Source organism: Arthrobacter sp. JUb115, from assembly GCF_004365035.1.
In the GTDB taxonomy this organism is placed as follows: Bacteria; Actinomycetota; Actinomycetes; order Actinomycetales; family Micrococcaceae; genus Glutamicibacter.
This window is the reverse complement of sequence record NZ_SOBS01000009.1, coordinates 1-23,302: the sequence shown is the minus strand read 5'-3', so window position 1 is coordinate 23,302 and position 23,302 is coordinate 1. Positions and strand designations below refer to the sequence as shown.

The 23,302-nt window shown below is 51.6% G+C and carries 18 protein-coding genes; 13 read left to right on the top strand and 5 right to left on the bottom strand.

Features of this window, described 5'->3' with window-relative positions; all coding sequences use genetic code 11:
* Positions 1-1,691: 1,691 nt before the first annotated feature.
* Positions 1,692-2,117 carry a hypothetical protein gene (locus tag EDF61_RS14515; protein ID WP_133834525.1) on the bottom strand — a complete coding sequence of 142 codons (426 nt, stop codon included), beginning with the start codon at positions 2,115-2,117 and terminating at the stop codon, positions 1,692-1,694.
* 220 nt (positions 2,118-2,337) lie between these two features.
* Here EDF61_RS14515 and EDF61_RS14510 point away from each other — a divergent pair, with 220 nt between their 5' ends.
* The 3 genes from EDF61_RS14510 to EDF61_RS14500 all read left to right on the top strand — a co-directional run bounded on the left by EDF61_RS14510 (position 2,338) and on the right by EDF61_RS14500 (position 4,092).
* Positions 2,338-2,718, top strand: coding sequence for a hypothetical protein (locus EDF61_RS14510; RefSeq protein ID WP_133834524.1), 381 nt, complete (start codon positions 2,338-2,340; stop codon positions 2,716-2,718).
* A 10-nt stretch (positions 2,719-2,728) separates the two neighbouring features.
* Complete coding sequence (locus EDF61_RS14505) at positions 2,729-3,361, top strand: hypothetical protein (protein ID WP_133834523.1); 633 nt, start codon at positions 2,729-2,731, stop codon at positions 3,359-3,361.
* A 179-nt stretch (positions 3,362-3,540) separates the two neighbouring features.
* Positions 3,541-4,092 carry a hypothetical protein gene (locus EDF61_RS14500; protein ID WP_133834522.1) on the top strand — a complete coding sequence of 184 codons (552 nt, stop codon included), beginning with the start codon at positions 3,541-3,543 and terminating at the stop codon, positions 4,090-4,092.
* 1,448 nt (positions 4,093-5,540) lie between these two features.
* Here the strand turns inward: EDF61_RS14500 and EDF61_RS14495 are convergent.
* Complete coding sequence (locus tag EDF61_RS14495; RefSeq protein WP_208294276.1) at positions 5,541-6,350, bottom strand: short-chain dehydrogenase/reductase; 810 nt, start codon at positions 6,348-6,350, stop codon at positions 5,541-5,543.
* Between the two features lie 370 nt (positions 6,351-6,720).
* Here EDF61_RS14495 and EDF61_RS14490 point away from each other — a divergent pair, with 370 nt between their 5' ends.
* The 10 genes from EDF61_RS14490 (at position 6,721) to EDF61_RS14445 (ending at position 17,662) form a co-directional block, all read left to right on the top strand.
* Positions 6,721-8,019, top strand: a complete 1,299-nt coding sequence (locus EDF61_RS14490; RefSeq protein WP_133834520.1) for an ATP-grasp domain-containing protein — start codon at positions 6,721-6,723, stop codon at positions 8,017-8,019.
* Positions 8,016-9,239 (top strand): MFS transporter, encoded by a 1,224-nt coding sequence (locus EDF61_RS14485; protein ID WP_133834519.1) that lies wholly within the window; start codon positions 8,016-8,018, stop codon positions 9,237-9,239. The genes EDF61_RS14490 and EDF61_RS14485 overlap by 4 nt, the downstream gene beginning before the upstream one ends.
* Before the next feature lie 240 nt (positions 9,240-9,479).
* Entirely contained in the window at positions 9,480-10,772 is a 1,293-nt protein-coding gene (locus tag EDF61_RS14480) for a tetratricopeptide repeat protein (protein ID WP_133834518.1), read from the top strand.
* A complete protein-coding gene (locus EDF61_RS14475) occupies positions 10,759-12,267 on the top strand; it encodes an aldehyde dehydrogenase family protein (protein WP_133834517.1) in 1,509 nt (502 codons plus the stop codon). Before EDF61_RS14480 ends, EDF61_RS14475 begins: the two co-directional genes overlap by 14 nt.
* Positions 12,268-12,269: 2 nt before the next feature.
* Complete coding sequence (locus tag EDF61_RS14470; protein WP_133834516.1) at positions 12,270-12,947, top strand: RraA family protein; 678 nt, start codon at positions 12,270-12,272, stop codon at positions 12,945-12,947.
* The gene (locus tag EDF61_RS14465) at positions 12,904-13,950 is read left to right on the top strand and encodes an aldo/keto reductase (protein WP_166650824.1); all 1,047 of its coding nucleotides are present in this window, start codon (positions 12,904-12,906) and stop codon (positions 13,948-13,950) included. The genes EDF61_RS14470 and EDF61_RS14465 overlap by 44 nt, the downstream gene beginning before the upstream one ends.
* A complete protein-coding gene (locus EDF61_RS14460) occupies positions 13,947-15,032 on the top strand; it encodes a Gfo/Idh/MocA family protein (protein ID WP_166650823.1) in 1,086 nt (361 codons plus the stop codon). Before EDF61_RS14465 ends, EDF61_RS14460 begins: the two co-directional genes overlap by 4 nt.
* Positions 15,029-16,288 carry a DUF4147 domain-containing protein gene (locus tag EDF61_RS14455; protein WP_133834513.1) on the top strand — a complete coding sequence of 420 codons (1,260 nt, stop codon included), beginning with the start codon at positions 15,029-15,031 and terminating at the stop codon, positions 16,286-16,288. Before EDF61_RS14460 ends, EDF61_RS14455 begins: the two co-directional genes overlap by 4 nt.
* A gap of 49 nt (positions 16,289-16,337) precedes the next feature.
* Positions 16,338-17,156 (top strand): SDR family NAD(P)-dependent oxidoreductase, encoded by an 819-nt coding sequence (locus EDF61_RS14450; protein WP_133834512.1) that lies wholly within the window; start codon positions 16,338-16,340, stop codon positions 17,154-17,156.
* A gap of 170 nt (positions 17,157-17,326) precedes the next feature.
* Positions 17,327-17,662: a hypothetical protein gene (locus tag EDF61_RS14445; protein ID WP_133834511.1), complete on the top strand. Its 336-nt coding sequence runs from the start codon at positions 17,327-17,329 to the stop codon at positions 17,660-17,662.
* 1,868 nt (positions 17,663-19,530) lie between these two features.
* Here the strand turns inward: EDF61_RS14445 and EDF61_RS14440 are convergent.
* The 3 genes from EDF61_RS14440 to EDF61_RS14430 all read right to left on the bottom strand — a co-directional run bounded on the left by EDF61_RS14440 (position 19,531) and on the right by EDF61_RS14430 (position 22,786).
* Positions 19,531-20,634 carry a CHAT domain-containing protein gene (locus EDF61_RS14440; protein ID WP_133834510.1) on the bottom strand — a complete coding sequence of 368 codons (1,104 nt, stop codon included), beginning with the start codon at positions 20,632-20,634 and terminating at the stop codon, positions 19,531-19,533.
* A 457-nt stretch (positions 20,635-21,091) separates the two neighbouring features.
* Complete coding sequence (locus EDF61_RS14435; protein WP_166650821.1) at positions 21,092-21,736, bottom strand: Abi family protein; 645 nt, start codon at positions 21,734-21,736, stop codon at positions 21,092-21,094.
* A 216-nt stretch (positions 21,737-21,952) separates the two neighbouring features.
* Positions 21,953-22,786 carry a hypothetical protein gene (locus EDF61_RS14430; protein ID WP_133834508.1) on the bottom strand — a complete coding sequence of 278 codons (834 nt, stop codon included), beginning with the start codon at positions 22,784-22,786 and terminating at the stop codon, positions 21,953-21,955.
* Between the last annotated feature and the right edge of the window lie 516 nt (positions 22,787-23,302).

The following is a 23,302-nucleotide window of genomic DNA, read 5'->3' as shown; positions in this document are numbered from 1 at the left end:
GGCCGGCCGCTGTTGGCAGCTCATCGTTGGCGGCTCGTCCTTCCTGTGCGGTGGGGTGTTGGTCTTCCTTGGCGGCCGAAGATCCGGGCGGCCGAAGGTTCTGGCAGTTGATGGTTCGGGTCGGCTTCGTTGACTAGTGCTCCCACAGACCACAGGCCACCGGGCACGGACTAGAGGGCCAAGGGTTGGTGTGGGGTCGAGGCGCGTGGTGGGGCCAGTCCGAGATCCGGGCGCCCTGGGCTCGGGTGCTGGCAGTATGTCCCCTTGGGTGTCTGCCGGCCGCATGCATGAGCCCGCTGGTAGCGGCCGTGACTGCATGCACCATGTAAACCCCCCCCTTTTTTCTGAGGCAGCTTTCTGAGGCAGCGTTCCAAGAAGCTGCACCTCGACCGGCTCAGCGTGGAAGACCGCCCATGTTCGGTGGAGCCTCCAGGCAGCTGCCCACACTCTTTTGGGTGCGTGTATCTTGTGACGGCTGCCTGCACACTGCCTGTCTTCGCTGGTTCTGATGGTGTTGATGAATACGGACGGAACTCGCGTCCTGGGGTGGTGTTCGGAGTGGTTGTTTGCCGTGCGCCGGACATGGCTTCTCTGCCTGGCACTTGGTGCCTGGTTGGTGGGGGACATACCGCCACAGCGGCGGGCCGGCAGCCTAGGCCTCGAGGGCTGGATGCACCCGTGCCGGACAGTAGGTCCTCCATGCCTTGCTGCGCTTGCCGTTCGTTTCTGGCATCGCTGTGGACGCAAGGGGGCGGCTCTCCGGCAGTGTTCTCCTCAACGCGCGGATCTCGCCTAGATCTCGTGCAGCCAGGTGAATGGTGAGTGGGGGCATACCGTCGGCCATGGTCCTGCAGCAGAACTCTGGCCGGTGACGCCGCGCGCGAGACCTGGTCATTGCATCCAGTGGATCGGAGGCCTTGTGCATGACCCAAGGGACGCGGCGTTAATCCGGCCTCGGCGCTAAGCCAGGTCCCGCGGTCCGAGATCCCTGACCGATGGTATGTCCCTGCCCCTGCAGGCCGCGCACTCCAGGGGACCGGCAGTATGCTGTGTCAGATGAGTGCCGCTGGGCGGTATGGTCCGTCTGCCTTGCATGCCTCCCATGCGCTCACCAACAGGTTTCCCGTGCTGTTCCCAGTGGGCTTCAGGTAGGCTGTGGCTCCTCGTGTCTGGAACGGCTTCTTTCGGGACTGTTGGTGGTCAGTTTGAGGTCAAGGTGCGGTGTTGTCGATGTCCGAGTGACATGCGACGGTCGGCCCACATGCGCTGCTGGTCACGAGCGGCGGCGATGACCTCCGGGTTGATGTCAGCGACGGCGATGCCTTCTCTTACCCACTCGCCCATTCAAGCTTGCCGCATGGTACATCTGGACCGCCATGCTAGCTGAAATTAGCCGCCATATAAGGCCAATAGCCACAACTGCCGGAGCTACAAATAAGGCTCTCAACACAAGCGTTGAGAGCCTTTCTGCACACCCGGGTACTTGGGACTTAACCCAGATGCTATTGCCTGGCACCTTGGGGGATTGCCAGGCAACTAGCTAGTGCAGCATTTGGGGATTCCGCACTAGCTGAGAACTCTTCTAGTTTCCTAAAGGTAAGTTCCTATCAATAGGATTACATTCAGAATGAAAAGCGGTCAAACGAGTGGAGGAAGTGGTGCCTGTTCAATAGGCCCCTCCGCTGCTCGTTCTAGCGGTGCAGGTAGATATTCTGATGGATCTGAGTCCAGCCATCACCTGTCAGCGATTTGGGATCTGCGTCATCAGCAACCAGGAGGACTTGGGTTCCGGTCCCGTTGCTTGTGTTGACGATGGCGTTGTTTCCGCCGAGTAACCCGCACCCGCTGAGCCAGTTACTTCCTGTTGTGGGATAGGCCAGCACACAGCCCATTTTTTTATCTGTTGAGGTGCCGATGAAGTAGTTCGCGCCCTCGTATTCGACGGCAAAGCGCAGTGAACCTGGATCAATGATTTCAGGGATTTGGCTTGCCTGAGCCGTGGGCTGTTCGGGTAGCGGATCTTGTTCCAAGATTCCTAGATCGCTGGCTGATGCACAAGCTGTCATGACTAGCGCAGAAGATGCGATCAGCAATGTTGTAAAGAGTCCCTGTTTCAATTCCCGCACCTTTCGAATGGCCCTATTAAGTGATAGTAGCCCAGTCAAGAGCTCCTTGGGGTGCCATGGGGAAAATTCCTGAGTAAAATCACGTCGGTTTATAAAGATACTGTAACAATCAAGTTCGCCTATTATTTTAGCCTCGTAAACTTGATAGGTTTCAAAAACATTCGCGTGTCCATTTTTAGCATCTCATTTTTCCAAAGAAGGGAAATTGAAAATGAGTAGAAAATTAAAGCCTCTCGTGGCCTGTGTTTTCGCTTTCTTGCTTGTCTTCTCGACAGCGCAAGCAAGCCAGGCAACTACGGTGTGGTTCTTTGACGGAGTAAAAGCGCAGTATGTAAAGGCCAGCTGGTATGCCAACGGAACCACTGCAACGAAGCAAACTGAAGGATTCGTTCCTCATCGCTTGATGACTGTGACTGCTCAAGGAATCACGAACGCTGGAGTAAACGGTACCGTCTACAAATCAGTGAGTGGGACTGGCCATGCTATCGCCCCTTATAAGACGGCTTCCAAAACTCATCATTCACAGTGCTGGTGGCAGTATGCAAATGCCGGTACATCTAACTACCAAATTCGCTGCGCTTACGAGAAATGAGGTGATTTAAATGAAGAATAGCACTCGAAAGAAATCAGTACTCTTCGGAGGGGTAGCTGCACTTGCCGCTCTTGGAATTGCTATCGGGGTATCCTCCGGCTTGAATAGCCCTCACGAAGCTGTGGCCAGCGATATTCCATCTCCAGAAGCCCAACTGAAGGTGTTGAGCCAACCTAAAACTGCAGCAGACAAGCTTCCCGCTTTTCTTGCTGAGTCTCTGAAAAATTCTGGTCTTAGACCAAAGACAGTACGTTTCATTGGGGAAGACCAGGAGAACAAATTCTGGGTATCGACTCATGGCGATATTGGTATCTGCCTGTTGACCGAAGCAAAATTCGATGGTGGCGCAGGTGGGATTTCGTGTGGTGACGCACAACATCTGACTGAAACTGGTATCGGACTTGTTTCATATTTTTCTGATGGTAAGACGGAGAAAGCTGTTCAAGCTCATTTGATTCCTGATGGTTATGCTTCGCAAGCCAGGACTCTCAATAAGGCAACGGTTGGAGAGAATCTTATCTTGGGTAACCCGGCTATCAACGGTGAAGAAACAGTGGTGCTTGCCCCTGAGGTTAACCTGCGATCGTCGAAGTTGCTGCCGACTTTGCAAATTTCGGATATTGAGGTGAGCGAAGCACCCTGATAAAAGAAACTAGGGAACAGGAAAGTAGGTGCCACGCCGTTAGGCGTGGCACCTACTTGTCACGGACTTAGTGGCAAAAATTTGTCCGGTTGTGCCTGATTGAGTATTTTCTAGCTGGGTACCCCGGTATCGATCATTTTGGGTGCGCTGGCTATACTAAGAATTTTCTAGGGGCCTGGATGAGTACACACAATTTCGCAACGTTGCGCCGCGCTGTCATCGAAACATCATTATCGAACAACTGGGCGCAGGCAGTCCAGGAATGGCAGGTGGTAAGCGTTGAGGAAGACCCGCGCGGGACAGGAATCTGTGTGTGCGGCAAGACTTCCCTTGTCTATCTCTACACAATTCATAACTGGCGAACCCAAGAGTCTCTATTTCCAATTGGAAGCCAATGTGTCAACCTATTTGAGGTCGAAGAGCTTGATCTCAGCGTTAACGTGCTCCATCAGCTCTTGAAGCTACGATCTGCATACACCTCCCATAAGAACGTTGATCTCACGAGCGAATACTTCTCGCGAGCGTTGCTTGCCGACCTGTGGCAAAACGAGGCGTTCCCACCGAACGATTTCAATCGAGGGAACGGAGACAACGACTACAAATTCCTGCTTGATCTGTTCAATCAGCGGCACGACTTCACTCAGAAAGAAAAACGCAAGGTCTGGGTGCTTATAAACAGAACGATCAAAGAGTTTGTGATGAAGGACGAGCGTCTTGGGGTAGTTGTTTAAGCGCAAGCAGGGCCATTGCCTTAGATAGCCAGAATCGATCGATATTGAACAGGTGCCAACATGGCAGTTATTCCAAGCAGATAGTCCTATTTATCAAAGGTATTGAAGGCTTGGACTCTGATCATCGGCTGATCCAGCAACATAATTCCGGTGCCGAGTGCTACTGCCAGACCGACACATAACGCTAGATTCACCTCAGCCCACACGTTAAGGATTTCGCCTAGCTTGTTCAAGGGCAGAAAACTGCCGTTATCCCTGATGCTATCGACTCATAATGACCGTCTGAACCACTCCTCAGGAAGAGCAGTATGCGCAGTAGCGGGGTGAGAACCAAGAGGGTATGGATCAAATTCGGTCTGCTGCTACGAAGTCCTACGCTAAAGCTCTATGCATCGTTGTCACCTCATAGCTGAAATGTGTCAGTTGTCTTCTATTACATTGCCACCTGGAAGCGCTCGCCGATCATCTCTGTGGGGTGTTCTTTCCTGTTGGTGGGGGAACATGCCGTGCGCAGGGACCTTCGGCCGCTTGAGGCCTGGTTGTAGGCTACTGGCTGCAGGCTGCCTCGATTCACTTGGATTTTCCGGTTCTTGGGGTCTGCTCAACTAGCGGTTGAAGTTGCCGCGGGCGTTTATTTTCGGTAAGCGCAAAAATGTTTGGTTTGTCAGTGGCTGCTCGTCATGCCGTGATCGAAAGCAGGCTGCCGGCCGACGGATTTTGCTGGACTGTGCGATGAGAGGGAATAGGCCCGGGGAGCACACCGCTATTTAGCCGGGGTCGGGTTCCGTTGTTGTTCGTTGTGATACGTGTGAGTCTGTTGAGCGGACCTTGCTAAGTGCGGGCGTTGCCAGGAGTGGTTGTTCGCCCCTATGCATGTTCATCTGGGGTGTTTGTGCAGCGGTTTGGCCGGTGGTTATCCGGCAGCTCGTTTGAGTGGTTTTCGGGTGGCTTCGCTGAATACGCGCAGAACTAGCTCTTTGCTGGCCTGGTATTTTATTCTTGGTGGCTATTTCGTCTGCAGCTAGTTCGCTGTCAGGCTCTGGAACCTTGAGAATTAAGTAATTTACGCGTGTAATTTGTCGATAAGATTGACTGCTTCATCGACTTTCTCTTGGTTATGGCCTGGGAAGCGATTAGTCATGAGTTCAGGATAAGGGAAAGCATTTATCTGGAATTCAAACCAACTCATTCTTGTTGAGTATCCGTCATGCTTAGCTTCGATTTACACGTTGGAATCTTGGGATTTGCTTCCTCAGGATCCAGTTTTTCGAGGCACTATTGTCCATGATTCTAGATGCGAAATAATCGTTTTTTGCGTTAAAGTGGCGTTTCCGATGTGGTGTATTGCTGTGATCGATCTCTCAAGTAAGTAATCAAATATGCAGACAATAACTTATGGCAGGTAGGCGCACGTCTGGGTAGCCCGTTGATGAATCAACGGCTGAAGCTTACTTGGTACCTTGAAATTGTCTGCCGCCATCAATCGTAAGTATTGATCCGGAGATATAGGATGCTTGTTCAGAGCTGAGGAACAAAGTTGCTGAAGCAATCTCAGAAGGAGTAGCCAGTCGACGGAACGGGTACGTGGATAGCAAGTCCCTCCAGCGTTCCGAATCACCGAATTTTTCGTGGGCAAGCAATTTCAGTCGAGACACCTGACGAGGTGTTTCAGTTGGTCCTGGATTAATTCCATTAACCCTAACATTGTGCTCGTGGCTCTGTCCGGCGAGAGATTTTGTAAATGAAATAAGTGCCGCATTAGCACTTGATACAGCAATTGTGTCAAAATTAGGGTTTTCCCCGGAAGTTCCAATAATATTAACTATTGAACCTTTGGAGCGCTCTTTCATGTAACCATAGACAGCTCTAGTTAAATTGATGTATCCAAAGACTTTTAGATCCCATGCGTTTCTCCAAATCGATTCATCGAGACTAACCAAATCACCTTTTGGAATGTCCCCTGCCACATTGACTAAAATATCAGCTTGTAAAAAATGGCATGGAATCGTATTTATGGAAAACCTGTTCCTTAGGTCAACAGCAAACGTCGCGACTGAAACTTTCGAGTTTCGACGGATGGACAATTCCAATTCACGAAGCTTCGACTCACTTCTAGAGAATGCAATGATGTTGCATCCTTCTGCTGCATAAGATTTTGCTACCGAGGCTCCGATTCCTTGAGTTGCCCCGGTAACGAGAACTGTTTTTCCAGACAATCCGAGGTCGAGCAACTTATGTCCTTTCTTCTTGACAGCCAAAGGGCCAGAAGCAGCTGAGTGGCAATCCGGGTGTTTTGAGTGCTGGGAAATCTGATAATCGCGGCGCGAAATTTTATTTTGACGTCCTAAAGCATGATTGCATACCGCCTGGCCCTCACTAAGCGGGCGTCGATATTTGCCCAGAGCTACATTTTCTTAGAAATATATCGATAGGGAGTTGAAAATAATCGAACCATAAGATAGGTTTCGCAAGCTCATATTTGCTCGATCGTCTAGGATGAATTAATCACCTCATTCAAAATTAACGGTAGACATACCCCTAAGTGTGTGACTAGGCTCATGCCAAACACCTGTTTCAGAGATGAGCGGGGCCTGCGTTTGCCCTAGCCGCATGAAGTTGAGGAGGGCCATGAGACTGTTTATGTTGGTTAATCCACTTGTTATGTATGCAGTTGCGCGTGGTCTACGGCAAGAGGCCTCCTTCATCTTGGCCGGATTGTCGGATGCCGAGGATAAATCGCTACACCCTATGAGCGCGAGCAGGTATGTGGATGCAGGAGTTTGGGTTCCACCAGTTCCACAACAAGAGTGGTTGATTGACGTGGACTGTATTACCGCACCCGTCCAAGAATGGGTCTCACACATACAATCCTTGTGCAAAGTATTTGACATAGATACGATCCTCCCGGCCAATGATCATGACCAGTTCTTTCTAACTCTTGCTCAGGAGCAATTTTCCACCCTTGGTATCACGGTTTTAGGTCCTTCTCATCATTCGGTTAGAAGGATGAACGACAAGTATCAGTTAATGCAAGATGCGCAATCAGTGGGGATATCGGTCCCTTGGACAGCTCTTGCATCACAATCAGAAGTGCTGGGTAAAGTTTCAAGAACTTTTCCTGTTGTCCTAAAACGACGGTTCTCCCAAGGAGCATCTGAGGTCTCATATTTTGAGTCTTCTGATGAACTCAGATCTAGAATAAAGGAAATTTCATCTAGAGAGCCGTCCAGCAATTGGATCGTTCAGGAGTATATCCCTGGGCGTATTGAGCCGTCATGTACAGTATTTGCTTCAGGTTCTTCTGTGTTTTTGAGCGCTTTTCACATCAAGCATCGTTATATGGCACCATCGGCATCTACAGCGGTAGAAGTTGTTATGCCTTTTATACCTGAGACTTCACTTCACAGCTTGGTGAAAATCCTAGATTTTGGAGGTGTGGGAGGCCTTCAGTTCAAGCTTGATTGTCGTGACGGTGCTGTCAAATTGATTGAAGCGAACGCACGGATGGGGCAGAACACGCGACTGGTTCTCCCCTTAGTGGAGGCCGCTGGATATGATCCTAGCAAGGTGCTGCTCGCAGCACTTGAAAACGAAATTCACGAGAAGTTCAGCTTGCGTGTTGGTGATATTAGCGTTTCTCCTTGGGACGACTTGGTTTGCATTTGGGTGCATATAAATTTGCGAGGAAGAGCCAACCGGGTAGATAACTCAAGGCCACGACTATCACTCTTCATCCGACAAATTCTTGCCAGCTACTCGGGCCGAAGGGTGTATCTGGACTACATAAGCCGATCTCTATTTACAGATACGCGTGCCGTTCTGAGATTCTTTGCCAGGCTATTCGCTCGGTGCCACAATCCTGAACCTGTTCCTTGGAGCGGATCCGAGAGACGGCATCCAATCCGTTATGTACAGGACGTTGCATGATGGCAACGGGTACGAACAGATTGGCTAAGAACTTCGGAACGACATTTGTCATTAGTGGAGCAACAACTCAGGGTACGTATTTCCTACTGGCGGCCTTGGCAGTTCTAAAAACCGAGGACCCCAAAGCAGTAGCATTCCAGCTGATAGCCCAAGCGCTACCTGCGCTAGTTTTATTGGTATTGATCAAGAAAGCCGGCGATCGATGGAACTTTAGAACCTTGCTGATTTGGTTGCTACTAGGCCAAGCAGCCGTAGAAATTATTTTCAGCATCGCTACATTCATACTTGGTTACCAACTACCTGCAGCGCTGATCGCTAGTCTCCTACTTGGCATAACAACTAATGCGCAGGCGCCAGGACGTAGATCCATTTTGGCGGATCTCCAGCCAGAGGAAACTCGCCGCAAGAATATGTCATTGCTGACTACCTACAGCAATATTGGACGTCTTGTCGCTCCGGCGATCGCCAGCTTCCTCATGGGATCAAATTTCTGGCCGGTATGGTTCATACTTGATGCTGCTTTCTGCGTACTCTCAGCAATTCTGGTCAGGCAGGCACTAAAGATAACTGGACGATCGGCGGCAGCAGATTCATCAACTGAACATGATTCGCGACCTCGCGCTTACAGCAAACCTGTGGTTATATTCATGATTTCCTTCTTCCTGCTGTGTACTTTTGGATTCAACATCCAAGTAATTGCACCCATGGCCGGAAGAGACCTGTTGCACGACGCAGCGGCCTATGCCGGCATCATTGTGTCGGCACACACATTTGGTTCGATTCTAGGAGCATTTGTTGTCACAAGAACTCACGAGTGGCTCAGAGGCACATACATAGTTGGCATCCTCGTTCTTGGATCGTCTTTTTTCCTCATGACCCCATGGAGCGCACCTGTACCTCTCTTGATTTTCGTGGCAATTGGTGGGTTTGGTCGGGGACTTGCATTGACTGCATCTTCAGTCATGACAAGTACGTGGGGCGGAAATTCGGACTTCAGGGAGAAACTGATGGCTTTCACGGCCGTTGTTTTTACGGGTAGCAATCTTTTGAGCGGACCGATCGTCGCCACAACAAACTACTTTGGAGGAGCGATCCTGACCTTAATTGTCTGCGGAATCGGCACCCTTCTTGCGATTATTGGACTTGCCATGGGGAAGGACTGGGAAGCGAAAAGCTCTCTTCCAGCAGAGAACGAATCAACAAAAGAGAAAACCGAATGACTTCCACCTAATTCATGGTGATGAAGGCATGCTCTAGTCGATTGGGTGCATGCAGTAAATCGAGATGGTAACCAGGAAGGAGTGGACACCATGGCTGAAATCGAACGCGCACTTCGCGATCTTGAGAACGAAGAAATGTCTAAGAACCTGCATATGTAGGAACACTTTGTGTTGCGGGAACGAGTCATTCGTTCCCGCAACATTTTCAATCGTAACTAGTCTAGAAAGGCCTGGAGCTAGATGGTAGAACTAGCCGGATACTCATATGGACAAGGGTTACCAGCGATGGCAGCCAGCGTGAAGGGGCTTGCCGAAGCAAACTATCCATCGAGTTGTAACGTGTATTCAGGTCTTCGGAACTCAAGCGAACTTTCAACGCATCATGCGGAAGCAACGTTGGACCTCGCTAAAATAATTGTGGGGACTAAACCTCATTTCGGCTATCGCTATAACAGCAAAGCACCTCCAACAACTAGGATTTTCACGTGTGCCAGTCAGCATCGATTAGATGGCATAACCCCTGAAATCAATGATTTTCCTTCGGACCTCTCATCTTCATTGTTCGTGTCAGTTCGAGAACAGTGTGATGAAAGTTTGAAAACTTCAACTTTTTCACCTTTGATGCGGGAAACAGCGTCAGAACTCATGCTCAGGCTTGGCTACATTCGTGAAGCTGCGAAATTGGTACACCTTCCGGAATCGTTACTTCAGGAGGCGCCACCAACGGATCAGATTGAAATTTCTGTTGAGGATGGGGTCGGTCAGTTTCATGTTCTTTCCAGGGCATATCCAAATCAAAGAGACCTTGCAGAACTATTTTTCCGTTGCGGGCATGACAAGAAGTTCAGCAGCTATCAGAGGTCAATTTTCCTTAAAAATTTTGTGGTCTACTTTGGGCAGCGAAAGACGTGGGATTCACGGTTGCCTGCTGTGGCTGAACGACTGATCAATATGCTCGGCAGCGTTGGCCTCCAAGGTCATCATCAGGACTTGTACGCACAAACAGTGTATAGGGCACTGGCCTTTATTCCATTCTTGCAGCGAAATATTGATGGCGCATTAGACCTCCTGGATAAGGGGCTCGAACATCAGAACAGAGCAAATCTCGAAGGCGAAGACGCCCTGCTCTGGCGTGACCACGCGTTTCCTTTGTTTGAGACCTTATGTAAAACAACGATGTATGCAGGCAAGCTCGACCGAGCATACATTTTTGCGACGAAATTGACAGATCTGAGCCCAGGCGATTATCGAGCATGGATCGCACGAGCAGATGTTCTTATGCGGCTTAACAAGTTACATGAAGCGTCAGCGGATCTTCTACGGGCGGAAAGCCTGGGAGGACGCCATGTTGCCGCGGCAAAATTCGGTCTTTTCCAAATCGCGCTACTAGAGGGAGAGGTAGAGCGAGCCGGCGAACTGCTTGCTGAAGCACGGACTGTAGATCCACTTTCGTCTTCTCTGAGTGAGTTATCGACAAAGAAGATCTCTGACAGGATAAACGGATGGAAAGTCGATAGTCATGACCGTAACTAATTCGATAACGGGTCCTGAGACCGGCGAGCCAGCATCATTTCAATACGTTTTGCCTCGGGGGCAAATGGTCCACAATATCATCGCCGGTGATGAATCGGTTTCAGATTCTGAGTATCGATGGACTTTAGATGCACCTGATGGTCAAAACTGGTTGAAAGTCCCTTCATTTGATGCTGATGCAAATCAAAGAGCCTGCAAAATTGGAAGCAACGCTGAGTCTAGTGTCAGGGATTACGGAAATGACGCGTTGGCTCAAATATTATATGATGCGTCAATTATTTTGACCAATGATCAAGAGCTCCCCTGGATTGTTGTAGCCGAAACGGGAAAACCAATCTCAGAGGCAAGGGGCGAAGTGCTCTCAGCCGCACGAGTTCTCCGGCAATATTCAAGAATTATTCCTGAGGCATCTAGGGGACGTGTTGAGAATTCTGTTTCTATGTCCGTTTGGGGTGTTGCAATACCGGAACCTGTGGGATTGAGCCTTCTGGTTCTCCCATGGAATCTTCCTGTACAAATACTGGTGCACAAATTAGCCGCCGCGTTGTCTGCCCGGTGCCCGGTAATAGTTAAACCTTCACCCTTGTCACCATTAAGCGCAGCGAGAGTAGTTAGAGCTTTCACGCATTCCGGCCTGTGCAGAGAAGCAATCTCCGTGGTTCATGGTGGCCCTCAAACGGTGTATGACCTATTAAGCCGTCCCGAGATTAAGATGATTTCCTTCACGGGAGGTACCAAAGCTGGAAAGGCTGTCAGAATCGCCGCAGCCCAGAATGATGTGAAAGTAGTGACCGAGCTTGGCGGAAAATCGGCAAATATCGTGCTTGAGGATGCTGACTTAGAAAAATTAGTAGCTTCAATCTTGAGAGGTCTCACAAGAAATCAGGGCGCGACATGCACGGCTCCCACAAGGCTGCTTGTTAGCAATCGAAGGTCCGCTGAAATCCGGGATTTGCTCACGAAAAAAATGGATGAGATTTCACCGTCAGATCCCTATGAAGAGGCATCGCGACTTGGGGCAACCCGAACGAAAGATATAGCTGAACGAGCTAATCGAAGATTGGCTGATTCGCGAACGCGAGGTGCTGATGTATGTGGCGGACAAGAAATTACTGTTCCTAACAGAAAAGGAATATTCATCCGCCCTGCCATAGTGTGGGGCCCCTCCGTCGAGGACCCCATTCTGACTGAGGAACTCTTTGCCCCCGTGCTGACTGTCCAAGAATTCGACACAGTTGACAGTGCTGTTGAGCTAACTAATGAATCTCCCTTTGGTTTATCAGCGGGAGTTTGGGCAACCGACACGGAAAAGGCGAAGTGCATCGCTGAGCGTTTACATGTAGGAACGGTTCACATTAATCATTATGGCCGGCGCGATTCGATTGATCTTCCAGCATCAGGGAGAGGGGATTCGGGTACAGGCGCGGAGGGCGGGCCAGAAGGTGTACGTGAATTTCAAGAATTAAAGTCAATACATATTGCGAAAGGTGACTAACAGTGGATGACCGAAATGTTCGAAAAATTGTCCGAGGCTTTAATCGACCAGAATCTGACTTGTTGGCCGAGTTCTCGAAACTCTATACAGGAATCATCGCGGATGCGATGGGAAAACTAGGAATCATGCAAACGAGCATGGCCCCGATTGCTCCTGGAATGAAATTGTGTGGACCTGCAACTACAGCTATGGGTCCTGACCTTACAGTTCGTCGAATGGCGATTGATCTGGCGCAAGAAGGCGATGTGCTAGTGGTCGCTGCAGGTGGCATCAGAGACTACGCGAGTTTCGGTGACGGAACAGCACGCAGAATGATGACCAAAGCAATGTCTGGGGCAGTAATTGATGGGTGTGTCCGTGATGCGGCAGGGCTTCGGAAAATCGGGTTTCCTACATTCTGTTTGGGGACTACTCCCAAAAATTACCATTATCCATCCTACGGAGATGTGGGTGCAGTAAACGTGCCTGTCATCTGCTCTGGTGTGCTAGTCAATCCCGGAGATATCGTCGTAGGCGATGACGATGGAATCGTCGTTGTTCCACTTGAAAACGCCAAACAAGTTTTGGACACGGCCAAAGCAAACTTTATTTCTGAAACAGCATTACGCGATTCTTGGAGCTACTACCCTCCCTTTGATGTTGAAGCAGAACTTTTGGAACGCGGGTATAGCTTTGAATAACAGCAATAAACAAGTATTGGACGTACGGTTTGAGCCTGGTGAGCTGAATAAATTTGGTCGGTTGCCGTTTTCAGTCAGCCCAATCGGGTTGGGCACCTACCACTTAACATCGGATCGACGAGTTTCCCACGAAGATGGTGTTTCAATAATCAGGTCTGCCATTGAACATGGAATAAATGTGATTGATACTGCGCCCTTGTATGGCGTAGGAGAAGCCGAGCAAATCGTTGGTGAAGCCCTGGGCGGAACCAGATCTGAAAATATAACTGTCATTGACAAGATTGGAAGGTTCGAGAAGAGCATAGTTTCACGCCTTTCGCAGGAAGCATACACAGATCCAGAACTTATGCTTTCTCAGCTTAATCACTCACTTCGAACCCTCGGAACAGACCACATACCTCTGCTTCTCCTACATGAAACAGACTGGGATGAATGGGGACTGTATCCAGATAGCTCGGGGGCACCAGTCTGGGAATTCATAGAAAAGGCTAGGAAACAAGGAAAAATCGGAGGAATTGGTCTTTCCGTACGAAAACCTGATCGAGCTGAATTCCTCTGCAAAACGGGTAGATTCGATGCGATGCTCTTCGTTCATTATCACAATCTGGTCTGGCAGGACGTCGCAGATCGACTACTGAACTTGGCAACAAAACTTGATATCGGTGTTGCGGTGGGTGCCCCTTATCGTCAGGGACTATTGACATCGACTGATCCAGGACTGAGAAACCGGCTTTTGGCAGAAAGAAGGACTTCGGTACCTCCTGGAATCATTGAACGTATCGCGGCAGCTCAAGATCTGGCTCGCAAGTATGAGATGTCGTTAATGGAACTAGGTCTTCGATGGCTCGTTAGCGACGAACGAGTTCACACCATAATTGTGGGCCCTAGAAATCCTGCAGAACTACGGCAAAACGTGGAATGGGCCAAACTTGGAGGTTTACCAACCGAGATACTTAGGGATGTACGGGAACTGGGGCAGATAGAACCGGGGGAATGGCAATGAGTTCACCCCTCCGCGTCGGAATTATCGGTGAATCAGGTTCCGGAGACTACGGGCATAAGATTCATCTCGGTTTCGCGGCTTGCAAAGATATCGAAATTCTCGCACTAAGCGACGCTAATGCAACAGAAATAGATGTAATTGGTGACCAGCTTGGTGTCACACATCGGTATCTGGACTATCGAGATATGCTCAGAAAAACTGAACTTGATGCGGTAGTTGTAGCCACCAGAAACATTGCCCGGCATCACGAATATGTAGTCGCTGCATTGCAAGCTGGCCTGCATGTCTATTGCGAAAAACCCATGGCTCAGGATCTCGTCCAGGCAGATAGTATGACCGATTGTGCTCAAAGGATGGGACTCAAACTTGCCGTAGCCTTGCCAGGAGGGCATGAACCGAGATTTCTCGATGTGCTGAGAAGAATTGACAATGGCGAAATCGGCGAAATCCTTTCAACCAGGGGCATTTGCAAGTGGGACCACCGTGGAGGTGGAGAAGATGCGTTCGTACTCGGAATGCATTTTTCAGATCTGTCACGCAGAATACTTGGTGATGTGATCCATGTTTATGGGCAAGTATCCCAAACCAACGAAATGTTTCCAGAAACCCATAGCCGCGATGGGGCTGAAGGCGTCGGACTTGTTGCAGGTGATCATTTTTATGCAACATGCAAACACAAAAATGGAAAAATTTCGACCATCGAATCACACAAATCTCAGACAGAAGACAGAGCTCTTCAACCGTACAGACTCGAGATCTACGGTACAAAAGGGACGATTGTTCATCGTGCACCTTATGCGGATGGAAGCACATATATATCTAGGCATGTTGTACCTCATCCAAACAACAGCGACTGGAAGCTAATTCATCAAGAAGCAGACAACTATAAAGATCATCATACGCGCGCTGCCTATAATTTTGCTTCAGCAATAAACAGCAAAACTCCATTGTACTGTTCTGGTATAGATGGCATGAAGGCGATGGAGGTCATCCATGCAGCTTATCTTTCTAGTAGAACAAATCAAGTAATTGATCTACCGCTAACACAACGTGCTCATCCGCTAGTGAGCACCAATAAATGATTGATTCTATTTTAGAACAAATTCATACTGTCTTGAAGCTTGTTTCTTCCGAGAAGCTGCATATGGATTTTTTTGAAAAAGAAGGCTCTCAAATCTTGGCTGAATATGAGAGAATTTTTGCGATTTGTATTGGCAAGTCGTCACAGAAGTCTGCAATGGGCATTGCTTTATCGATTGGTTCCGAACTACGAGAGGGAGTTATCGTTGATGACCAAACCGAGCTGATGCCTTTCCCTTTTTCCTCAAAGTTTTCGCATTTTTTAGGCAATCACCCTATCCCGGACGGAGCGAGTGAACTGGCAGCTAAGGCGCTGTCAGCTAAGATAGCTGATTGGAATCTTAGCGGTAATGACCTGGTCATTGTAAGTATCAGTGGTGGTACTTCCTCTCTTATTTGTTCGCCTGTTGCCCCGATAGAGATGTCTGAGCTGCAGAATGCAGTTAGGCAATTATTGGGATCAGGAATTACGGTCACCGAAATCAATTCAATCCGTCGGCTTGTTGGAACCCTTCACAACGGCAGATTGCGAAGACTGATGGAGCCCGCTTCAGTGATTACTCTGCTGCAAAGTGATAACGCGCAGTTTGATCTCTCAGCTGTAGGATCTGGACCAACTATTGCGGTGAATGAAGTTCCCAGTGCGAATGCACTAGATATATTGCTCAAGTCTCAGCCGAAATTTCATTCGAAAGTTTCAAAAATTATTGATGGCAAATGGACGGGTGACAAATTTCGCGGCAGTCATCGAATTATTGAGCTTTCGAATTTGGACACCCTATTGCAGGCTTGCGTTAAGGTTTTCTCATCTCATGGTTTTGAGGTGATTCCTGTAGATGCGCCAATCGGTGGCAGTTGCCATGAAATATCTGACTCTTTTTATAGTTCAATTGAACAAAACCCGAGGAGGGGAAGATTCATTTATTTTGTCTGTGGCGAGGCCACGGTTTCTGTTCCTCAAGGATCATATGACTTGGGGGGAAGGTGCCAGCATATGGCAGTTACTTTGAGCGAGAAGATCATGCCTATTGCTGACGCAACGGTTGTCTGCTTTGCAACTGATGGTTGTGACAATATATCAGGAATTCACGGCGCAGCTATTTCATCTTTGATGGCAAGAAATATGGCTGCAGAGTTCAACGTTCGTCAGGTTCTTGATGTATCCGAAACGCACCCCATGCTGGATTCCATAGGAGCCCTTATTACCGGAGATAAAACAGGTGTGAACCTCTGCGACATATATCTGGTCGTCTGTTAACAAATTTTACTGTCAATGTATATCTTCAAACCGATTCGAGGATTCTATAGTGTCGATATCAATGAGGTCTGTAATTGTGACCGGGGCTGCAGGGGGAGGGACAGGTGCTGAAATTTGCAGGGCATTTGCAGCTGAAGGTCTAAGGGTATATGCGAATGGCAAGCCTGGCCAAGAGCCTGAGATTGAGCGACTAAGGATTGAAGGGCAGGCGCTGAGCGGGGAAATCATTCCCGCAATATTTGATGTTTCAGATCCGGATGAAGTTCAATCCTTCTTCGAATGCCTGGATGAGGATCAACGAGGACGGATAACTACATTAGTTCACAATGCCGCACCATCTAACAGTTATATCGGCATCGACATGCTTGACCAGGAAGTCTGGTTCCAAGACACTTCCACAATTCTGAACGGCGCCTTTCATTTGACGAAAGCCTGCATTCCAGCGATGAAAAATGCTAGGTGGGGCAGAGTTATCTATATATCTTCCAATGCTGCGTTTCGGGGCGCCTATGGACGCAGTGCTTCATATGTCGCTTCCAAGTCTGCTCTTATAGGGTTATCAAATCAGGTCGCATTGGAACTTGCCGCTTTTAACGTTACTTCGAACGTCGTGGCTCCAAGCCAGATTGATACCCCTCGCGCGAGACGTGGTGGTAGGAGAGACGACAACTCCATGGCCGCCTATGCATCGCACGTACCTCTTGGGAGAGTCGCTTGCACCAGAGACGTTGCTGATCTGGCAGTGTTTCTAGCTAGCGAAGCAGCTAACTACATTACAGCACAAACAATTAGGCTTGATGGCGGGGCGAAACTAGCGTCTGCTTCAACCCGTCCAAAGCAGTCGTTTGGTCACCGGAGGGCGCGCTGATTGGCGCGTTAACGAGGTTCAACGTTCTTTTTCGAACCTATTCATGAAGGACCCTTCAATGGCTGACCCCTGTCACGAACTATGTTGAGTTTACGCGAAAATTAAGCCGACGGCCTGTCGCGCGGCAGCGCTTGGGTTCTTGGAGCTCACAGTTTTGATGGTGCTGATGAATGCGGACGGAACTCGCGCCCTGGTGTGGTGCTCGAAGTGGTGGCGCTCGCCGTGTAGCGGGCCTGGTTTCTCTTTTTGGCACCTGGTGCTGCCAGGCGTGGTGGGGGACATACCGCCTGTGCGCGGGCGGCCCGCGGCGGCGGGCCGGCTGCTGGTGGCAGCTCGTCATTGGCGGCTCTTCCTTCCTGGGCGGGTACCGCGGCTTTTGGCGCGGCGGGCTGTTGGTCTTCCTGGTCTACTTGCTTTCCCTGGTCGCCGAAGGTTTGGGCGGCCGGTGGTTCTGGCAGGTGATGGTCCATGGCGGCTTCGTTGATTCGCGCTCCCACCGGCCGTAGGCCACGGACTGGAGAGGGCCACGGGCTGGTGCGGGATCGAAGTTCGTGTTGGGTCCGGTCTGAGATCCGGGCGCCCTGGGCACGGCTGCAGGTGGCGGTATGTCCCCTCGGCCGCGGGCCGATTCGGGATGTGCGATTGTCAAAGCGTTGATGTCCCCTTCGGGGGTGCTGGCCGCGTCCTCATCAGAGCTACAGGCCTGCCAGCAAAATGAAAGTACTGGCATGTGACTCACTCCACTGCTGTCTTGGTCTACATTTGAGGGGGAGGGGGGAGGATCGGCAAAAGCCGATCCCGGGGGAGCGGGTGAAAGCTTGTAGATGCTCCAGCTCGCTGAACAGCGGCCAGCTAGAGGGATAAAGACCTTATGCGCCGCGGAGTTGTCCAGCATCTTGGCGCGAAGCCTTCTCTTATCTGAGCAACCGTGGTGTCCCCAAAAGATGGGTGCTCTGGGGGCCTCGGTAAGAAGCCCCCAGAGCAAGGTCCCTAGTTTCCGAAAGCGTCAGCGATTGCTGCTGCCGTTTCCAGAATGATCAGTGCTCCATGGATCAGAATCCACAGAGCAACGCTGATGATAATCAAGGTGCGCACCTTCATGGCGGTCCTTCTTTCTTTCGTGGGTGGATGAGTCTCAAGAACTTTTGGACTCAAACTCACCCCCGGGTCAGCTGTGCTGACCCCCGTTTTTTAGTTCATTGGCACCTGCGTCAGCGATCGGTATCAGCAGGACGGGTTCTCCCATGGCCAGTGCTTCAAGAACGGGTGAACAGGTACTGCAATATGGCAGCGCGTGGATTGTGTGCTGCCGGTCGCCTACCTGGTGCCTGGCTGGTGGGGGACATACCATCGGGCGGCCGGCCTCAGCAGGCCAGCCGGCGCCATCGGGAACGCCTGGTTCTCCCACTCGTGGACGGGATGTCCTGTGCAACGCCGAGAACGAGAAGCATGCCGATTCCAAACTAGGCCTCTTGTGCTGGATGCCCCCGTGCCGGACAGCAGGCCCTCCATGCCCGTCTGCGCTCGCCGTGGCCACACGGGACCGGGCATCCAGCAGCGTTCTTATCAACGCGCGGATCTCGCGTAGATCTCGTGCAGCCAGGCGCCTGGTTGGTGGGGACATACCGTAGGCCACGGTCCCGCAGCGGAGCTCTGTCCGCTGACGCCGGGCGCGGGCGGGCCCTGGTCGTTGCCTCCAGAGAATCCGGGAGCCTTGCACGTGACCCGGGCGCGGTTTCAAACGGGCCTCGGCGCTCTACCATGCCCCGCGGTCCACGATCCTTGGCCGGTGGCATGCGCCCTGTTTCTGCAGTTCGTGCACTCCAGGGCTCCGACTGGTCCTGGTGTGCGCTGCAGGCCGCTGGGGGACATACCACCGGGGCGGGCATCCGGCTGCGCGGCCGCCGGCTCCTTCTGGGTCAGGTCGTTCTGGGCGCGGTCTGCTGGTGGTACGTCGCCTGCTTTCCTTCAACGCCTGCTCTCGGAAGGGGCGGGCCCAGGGTAGCTGCATCTCCTCGGCCTGGCGGCGGCCACATGACGGTATGTCCCTCCCTGCCGAAACTGAATCTTCTTGTGGTCTCGGGGCTGCACACCTCGTGAAGCGTGCACCTCCTGCATCCTGGTGCGCGCCCCAGGGGACCAAGGAGCCTCCACTACGGGCCACGCCTGACAGCATGCATCCGCTGTTTCACCTCGCAGGCGGTGAGGGCGCTCGCCGTGCATCACGTCAGGCAAGAGTTACCTGTGCCGGGGATTCAAAGACTGTGAATCATGTTCAAACGTTCAGCAGGACGGTAAGACGCGGGCTAATGGGATTGCTGAGTGTGGGTGAGCCACTCAGTGGCAGTTGCCACTCGGACAAGTTTGCGTGATGCTATGTTGCAGGTGGAGTGACGAGTACCAGATCGCGGGGGACAACATCGTCACGGACGCGGAGCTCTGGAAGCTCGGAGCCTTCCAAAGACGCCAACTTCATACGGGTTTTCGCTTGGTTCAATGAAGTTTCCAGCGACTGAGCAGAAGCAATCGCAGAGTAGAACGCTGAAGCGAAAATAATCGCTGAACTGTCGTTGATGCTTTCAGACATCCCGATCACTGCTGGCACCGTATAGAGGATCTCATCGGACCCAGCAAGGCTTTCGCAGGCATTGAGAACAAGGAGCCGCGGCGGATCGTCAGTGTTGCCGAGGACCTGGGCGAGCAGCTCGAAGGTGATTCCTTTGCCCTCATTGCCTCCAGTTTCATTCTCTAAGAGGAGGCCTTCAAAGTTGGCATGGCCGGAGAAATGGACGATGTGTGGCCGGTGGTCATTGAGTCCGTCAATCAAGTCACCAGCGGTGGCAGCGGGTAGGTGTTCAACTTCCACGAGGTCGCGGTATTTTGAACCACGCAGAGCTTTGCGAACTTCGCGAACTTCCCTGTCTACGCGGAGCCATGTTCCATACTGTTGTTCAGTGCCGTCAGGCAGAACGATGGTTTCTTCGGTAGCTTCGGGATTCGCCGTGAGATAAAGAACCCGCAATTTTTCAGGTTCTGGCGGGCGCACTTGGACAAAACGAATTTCCGAACGCGGCGTCGAGAGCCGAGAGACTTCCCGGGCATGAGCCAGTTCTTCGCGCCGTCGCTGAGAGTCAACCTGTTTTTGCTTGGAAGCGGCGCTACGAGCTTCACTGGCTTCAGCGGAGCGCAGCGAGGCTCTTTTAGTTGCTATGGTCTTCTCCACAGCAGCTGCATCTTTTCGAGCTTTCGCAATCTTAGCTTCTGCGGCAGCCACTTTCTTGTCCTCTCTTTCAGCTGCGGACGACGCACTGCGGATAGTAGAGAGACTTTTGGACCGCGCTGCCTGGTCACGCTTTCTTCTGGCAGATTCACGCGCTGTAGCCGCGTCTTTTTCAGCTTTCGCAATATCGGAGGACAAGGGACTTTTACGCGCTTCTAACCGAGCGATCTCCGAACGAAGCGAGTCACTTCGAGCCATGGTCTCTTGCCTTTCTTGCTAAATGAAAGATTCCGCCAGCTTGTCCTCAGGACATTCACCATCTGGCAGGAGTTCCGAACCTTGGGCTTATCGTACTGAAGTGCACTGACATTTTGTCCGCGAGAGGCTTTGAAGTGAACTTCTGCGCTTGGTGCGATTGGCGGGGACATACCATCAAGCAGGCTACTGGCAGCGAGCCCGCCGGCGCCTTCGGGCACAGAGTCCTTCATCGGGAGAGATCGTCTTGGGCACGGCCGTGGGTGGTACGTCCTGGTCTTCCGTCAACGGATGCCTTCGGAAGGGCCGGACCTGGTCACTACCCGGAATCTGACTGCCTGGGGTCGGCCGGTGACGGTATGTCCCCGCTCTGCTGCACACCGCGGTCCGCGCGCCGCACCCTGTTGGACTACCATGGCGCTCGCCGAAGATCCTTTGCCCCGAGAACAGAATGCCTGCTTTAGATGGCAGGACGTTCGCGGGCTACATCCCTGACTCGCTGCTGACCCATGATCCAATCAGCGATGGGCTGATCGATATAGCCGGTCAACCGCGCAATGTCCCGCAGTCGTCGATTCGCCTCAACGTGGAGCAGCGGTTCGCAGTGGGCCACGCGGTTACGCAGGCCGTGGAGGTTATTCAAGGGCACCTTGACCTGCCGCAAACCCTCAATTCCGGGTTTGATGCCGGGGAAGGCGTTCTTGACCGCTTCTTCCCAGAGGTGCAGCTGGGGCGTTGGATTGCTGTTGGGCCACGGGACCAGATGGTTCCATGTACCGAAACTGAGCTGGGAGACCAAATCGTCGTGGGTGACCTCAGCATGCTTGCGGGCATGAGATGAAGGGCGGGAAGACTTTGCAGCACCCGCATTATTACGAGCTTTCTTCAAAGGCGTGGCCACTAGGCCATGCAGCGGGATAGCGGTGTCGATGCACCATTGATCGGTGAAGATTTTACCCGGATTTCGGGGGTTATCCGATTGCTGCTGATTCCAGTCCCTCAACTGGGTGTCGATGGCATTGCGAACAGCAACCTCGGCATGACCCAAGACTTCATGGAATGCCCCGGCGAGACGGGCATTCCAAGCATAGAGGTCATAGGCCAAGGCCACGTCGCCGCCAGCTGCAGTGAGGTAGGTGCTGAAACGGGAGTCCCCGAAAAACTGGGCGGGGTCAGGTACTGGTGAATCTTGCAAAGTAGAGTCCTCCAAAAGTGAAAGTTGAATACGGTGTAGCGCGCGCGTAGGATGGAGGTATCGCGAGGAACAAGGATTCTCGCTGAATACATCGTACGAGCCCCGCCTTCAAGCGGGGTTTCTGCGTTAAACGGATAGTTTCGGATCTTGTTTTGCCGATGATCTAGCGGCAGCTTTCGCTTGGGTAAGAAGCGACTTCCTGTTCTCCTTGGAGTACGCTTCCAACGGCCATCGATGCCAGATATGCCGATATGTATTAGTCGTGAACGGGTCATTAGCTTTACGGCTGATCTCCTGCATGAGACCTAGACGGCGCAGTTCTCCAAACCCTCGTTCCGCGGTCCTCTCGCTAATTCCGTACCACTTACCGATCTGCTCATAAGACTTATCTAGTGTCATCGCTTTAGGGTCTTGGGTTTCCCGTAGCAAAATGAGCAACGTGACTTTTCCTGGCATAGTCAACTGGTCGACGTGGCCTTCGGTCCAATACGCGTAGGGCAATGCGAAATAGCGTTTCTTGCCTTTGTGATCCAGCCCTGCTTTAAGAGTGAAAACAGGCTTCTTTGCGTGCAGATCATCTACCGCAAGAAGATCGACCTCGGGGCCGGAAAGAGAGTTTGCTGCACGTTTCACAGCGCGCATTTCACTGTTGAGCACTAGAGCCCATGCCTTCCACGACAGTGGTGTGCCTTCGAGAATAGGACTCAGCGCGTGAATGCTCAGCAGCAGATCCAGTTCGAGACGGCTGCGTCGTTTTAGCAGCTTGGAAAGCACGGTGTCGCCACGGTCATCTCCAGTGAACTTCTGAACGAATTCAAAGTCGATATTAACGAATCCGCGTTTTGCGCGCGTGAATAGATCTTCGCGAATCGTTTCGGGGGTATACGGGTCCTCATCTGTTAGCTGGTCAGCGATGGAAATTTCTTTACCATCTGGGGATGTCAAAAGTTCGGTGTTCATGCTTGAACTGTACAACTTCAGGTTCGTATTCACCGCATAAAATGATCAGTCGAAACGACCATTTGAGGTGCCATTATGCAAGGTCATGCGATTCCTAAGTGCAATACCTCTGCGATACCCTGCAACACCGTTAAGCAATAAGGCTCTAGACGACCGATGAGCGCATTTTCGGAATTGCGAAATGAACGCTCGGCTCTAACTTGCTATCAATTTCGGCCGATAACCCAAAAGCCACTGCTAAACCGCGCCAGCTCCTCTCACTGAGGACTCCAGAAGCAGCGACCTGGCACTGTGCAGGCACCGCCCGGGGACATACCAGCGGGCGGGCCGCCGGCAGCACGGCCGCCGGCGCCTTCGGGAACAGAGTCCTTCATTGGGACAGACCGTCCTGGGCGTGGCCGCCATGGTATCTCCCCACGGGGGCTCACCTGGTGAGGGAATTCCTTCTTCGACCTGGCTCACGCCCAGGGCCCAGTGTTCTCCAGCGCGGACCAGGCGCGGTACCTTGTGCTCACC

Coding starts and splice junctions, on each gene's coding strand:
- EDF61_RS14510 (WP_133834524.1), top strand. CDS start 2,338: ATGAGTAGAAAATTAAAGCCTCTCGTGGCCTGTGTTTTCGCTTTCTTG.
- EDF61_RS14505 (WP_133834523.1), top strand. CDS start 2,729: ATGAAGAATAGCACTCGAAAGAAATCAGTACTCTTCGGAGGGGTAGCT.
- EDF61_RS14500 (WP_133834522.1), top strand. CDS start 3,541: ATGAGTACACACAATTTCGCAACGTTGCGCCGCGCTGTCATCGAAACA.
- EDF61_RS14490 (WP_133834520.1), top strand. CDS start 6,721: ATGAGACTGTTTATGTTGGTTAATCCACTTGTTATGTATGCAGTTGCG.
- EDF61_RS14485 (WP_133834519.1), top strand. CDS start 8,016: ATGATGGCAACGGGTACGAACAGATTGGCTAAGAACTTCGGAACGACA.
- EDF61_RS14480 (WP_133834518.1), top strand. CDS start 9,480: ATGGTAGAACTAGCCGGATACTCATATGGACAAGGGTTACCAGCGATG.
- EDF61_RS14475 (WP_133834517.1), top strand. CDS start 10,759: ATGACCGTAACTAATTCGATAACGGGTCCTGAGACCGGCGAGCCAGCA.
- EDF61_RS14465 (WP_166650824.1), top strand. CDS start 12,904: ATGTTGAAGCAGAACTTTTGGAACGCGGGTATAGCTTTGAATAACAGC.
- EDF61_RS14460 (WP_166650823.1), top strand. CDS start 13,947: ATGAGTTCACCCCTCCGCGTCGGAATTATCGGTGAATCAGGTTCCGGA.
- EDF61_RS14455 (WP_133834513.1), top strand. CDS start 15,029: ATGATTGATTCTATTTTAGAACAAATTCATACTGTCTTGAAGCTTGTT.
- EDF61_RS14445 (WP_133834511.1), top strand. CDS start 17,327: ATGCGGACGGAACTCGCGCCCTGGTGTGGTGCTCGAAGTGGTGGCGCT.
- EDF61_RS14440 (WP_133834510.1), bottom strand. CDS start 20,634: ATGGCTCGAAGTGACTCGCTTCGTTCGGAGATCGCTCGGTTAGAAGCG.
- EDF61_RS14430 (WP_133834508.1), bottom strand. CDS start 22,786: ATGAACACCGAACTTTTGACATCCCCAGATGGTAAAGAAATTTCCATC.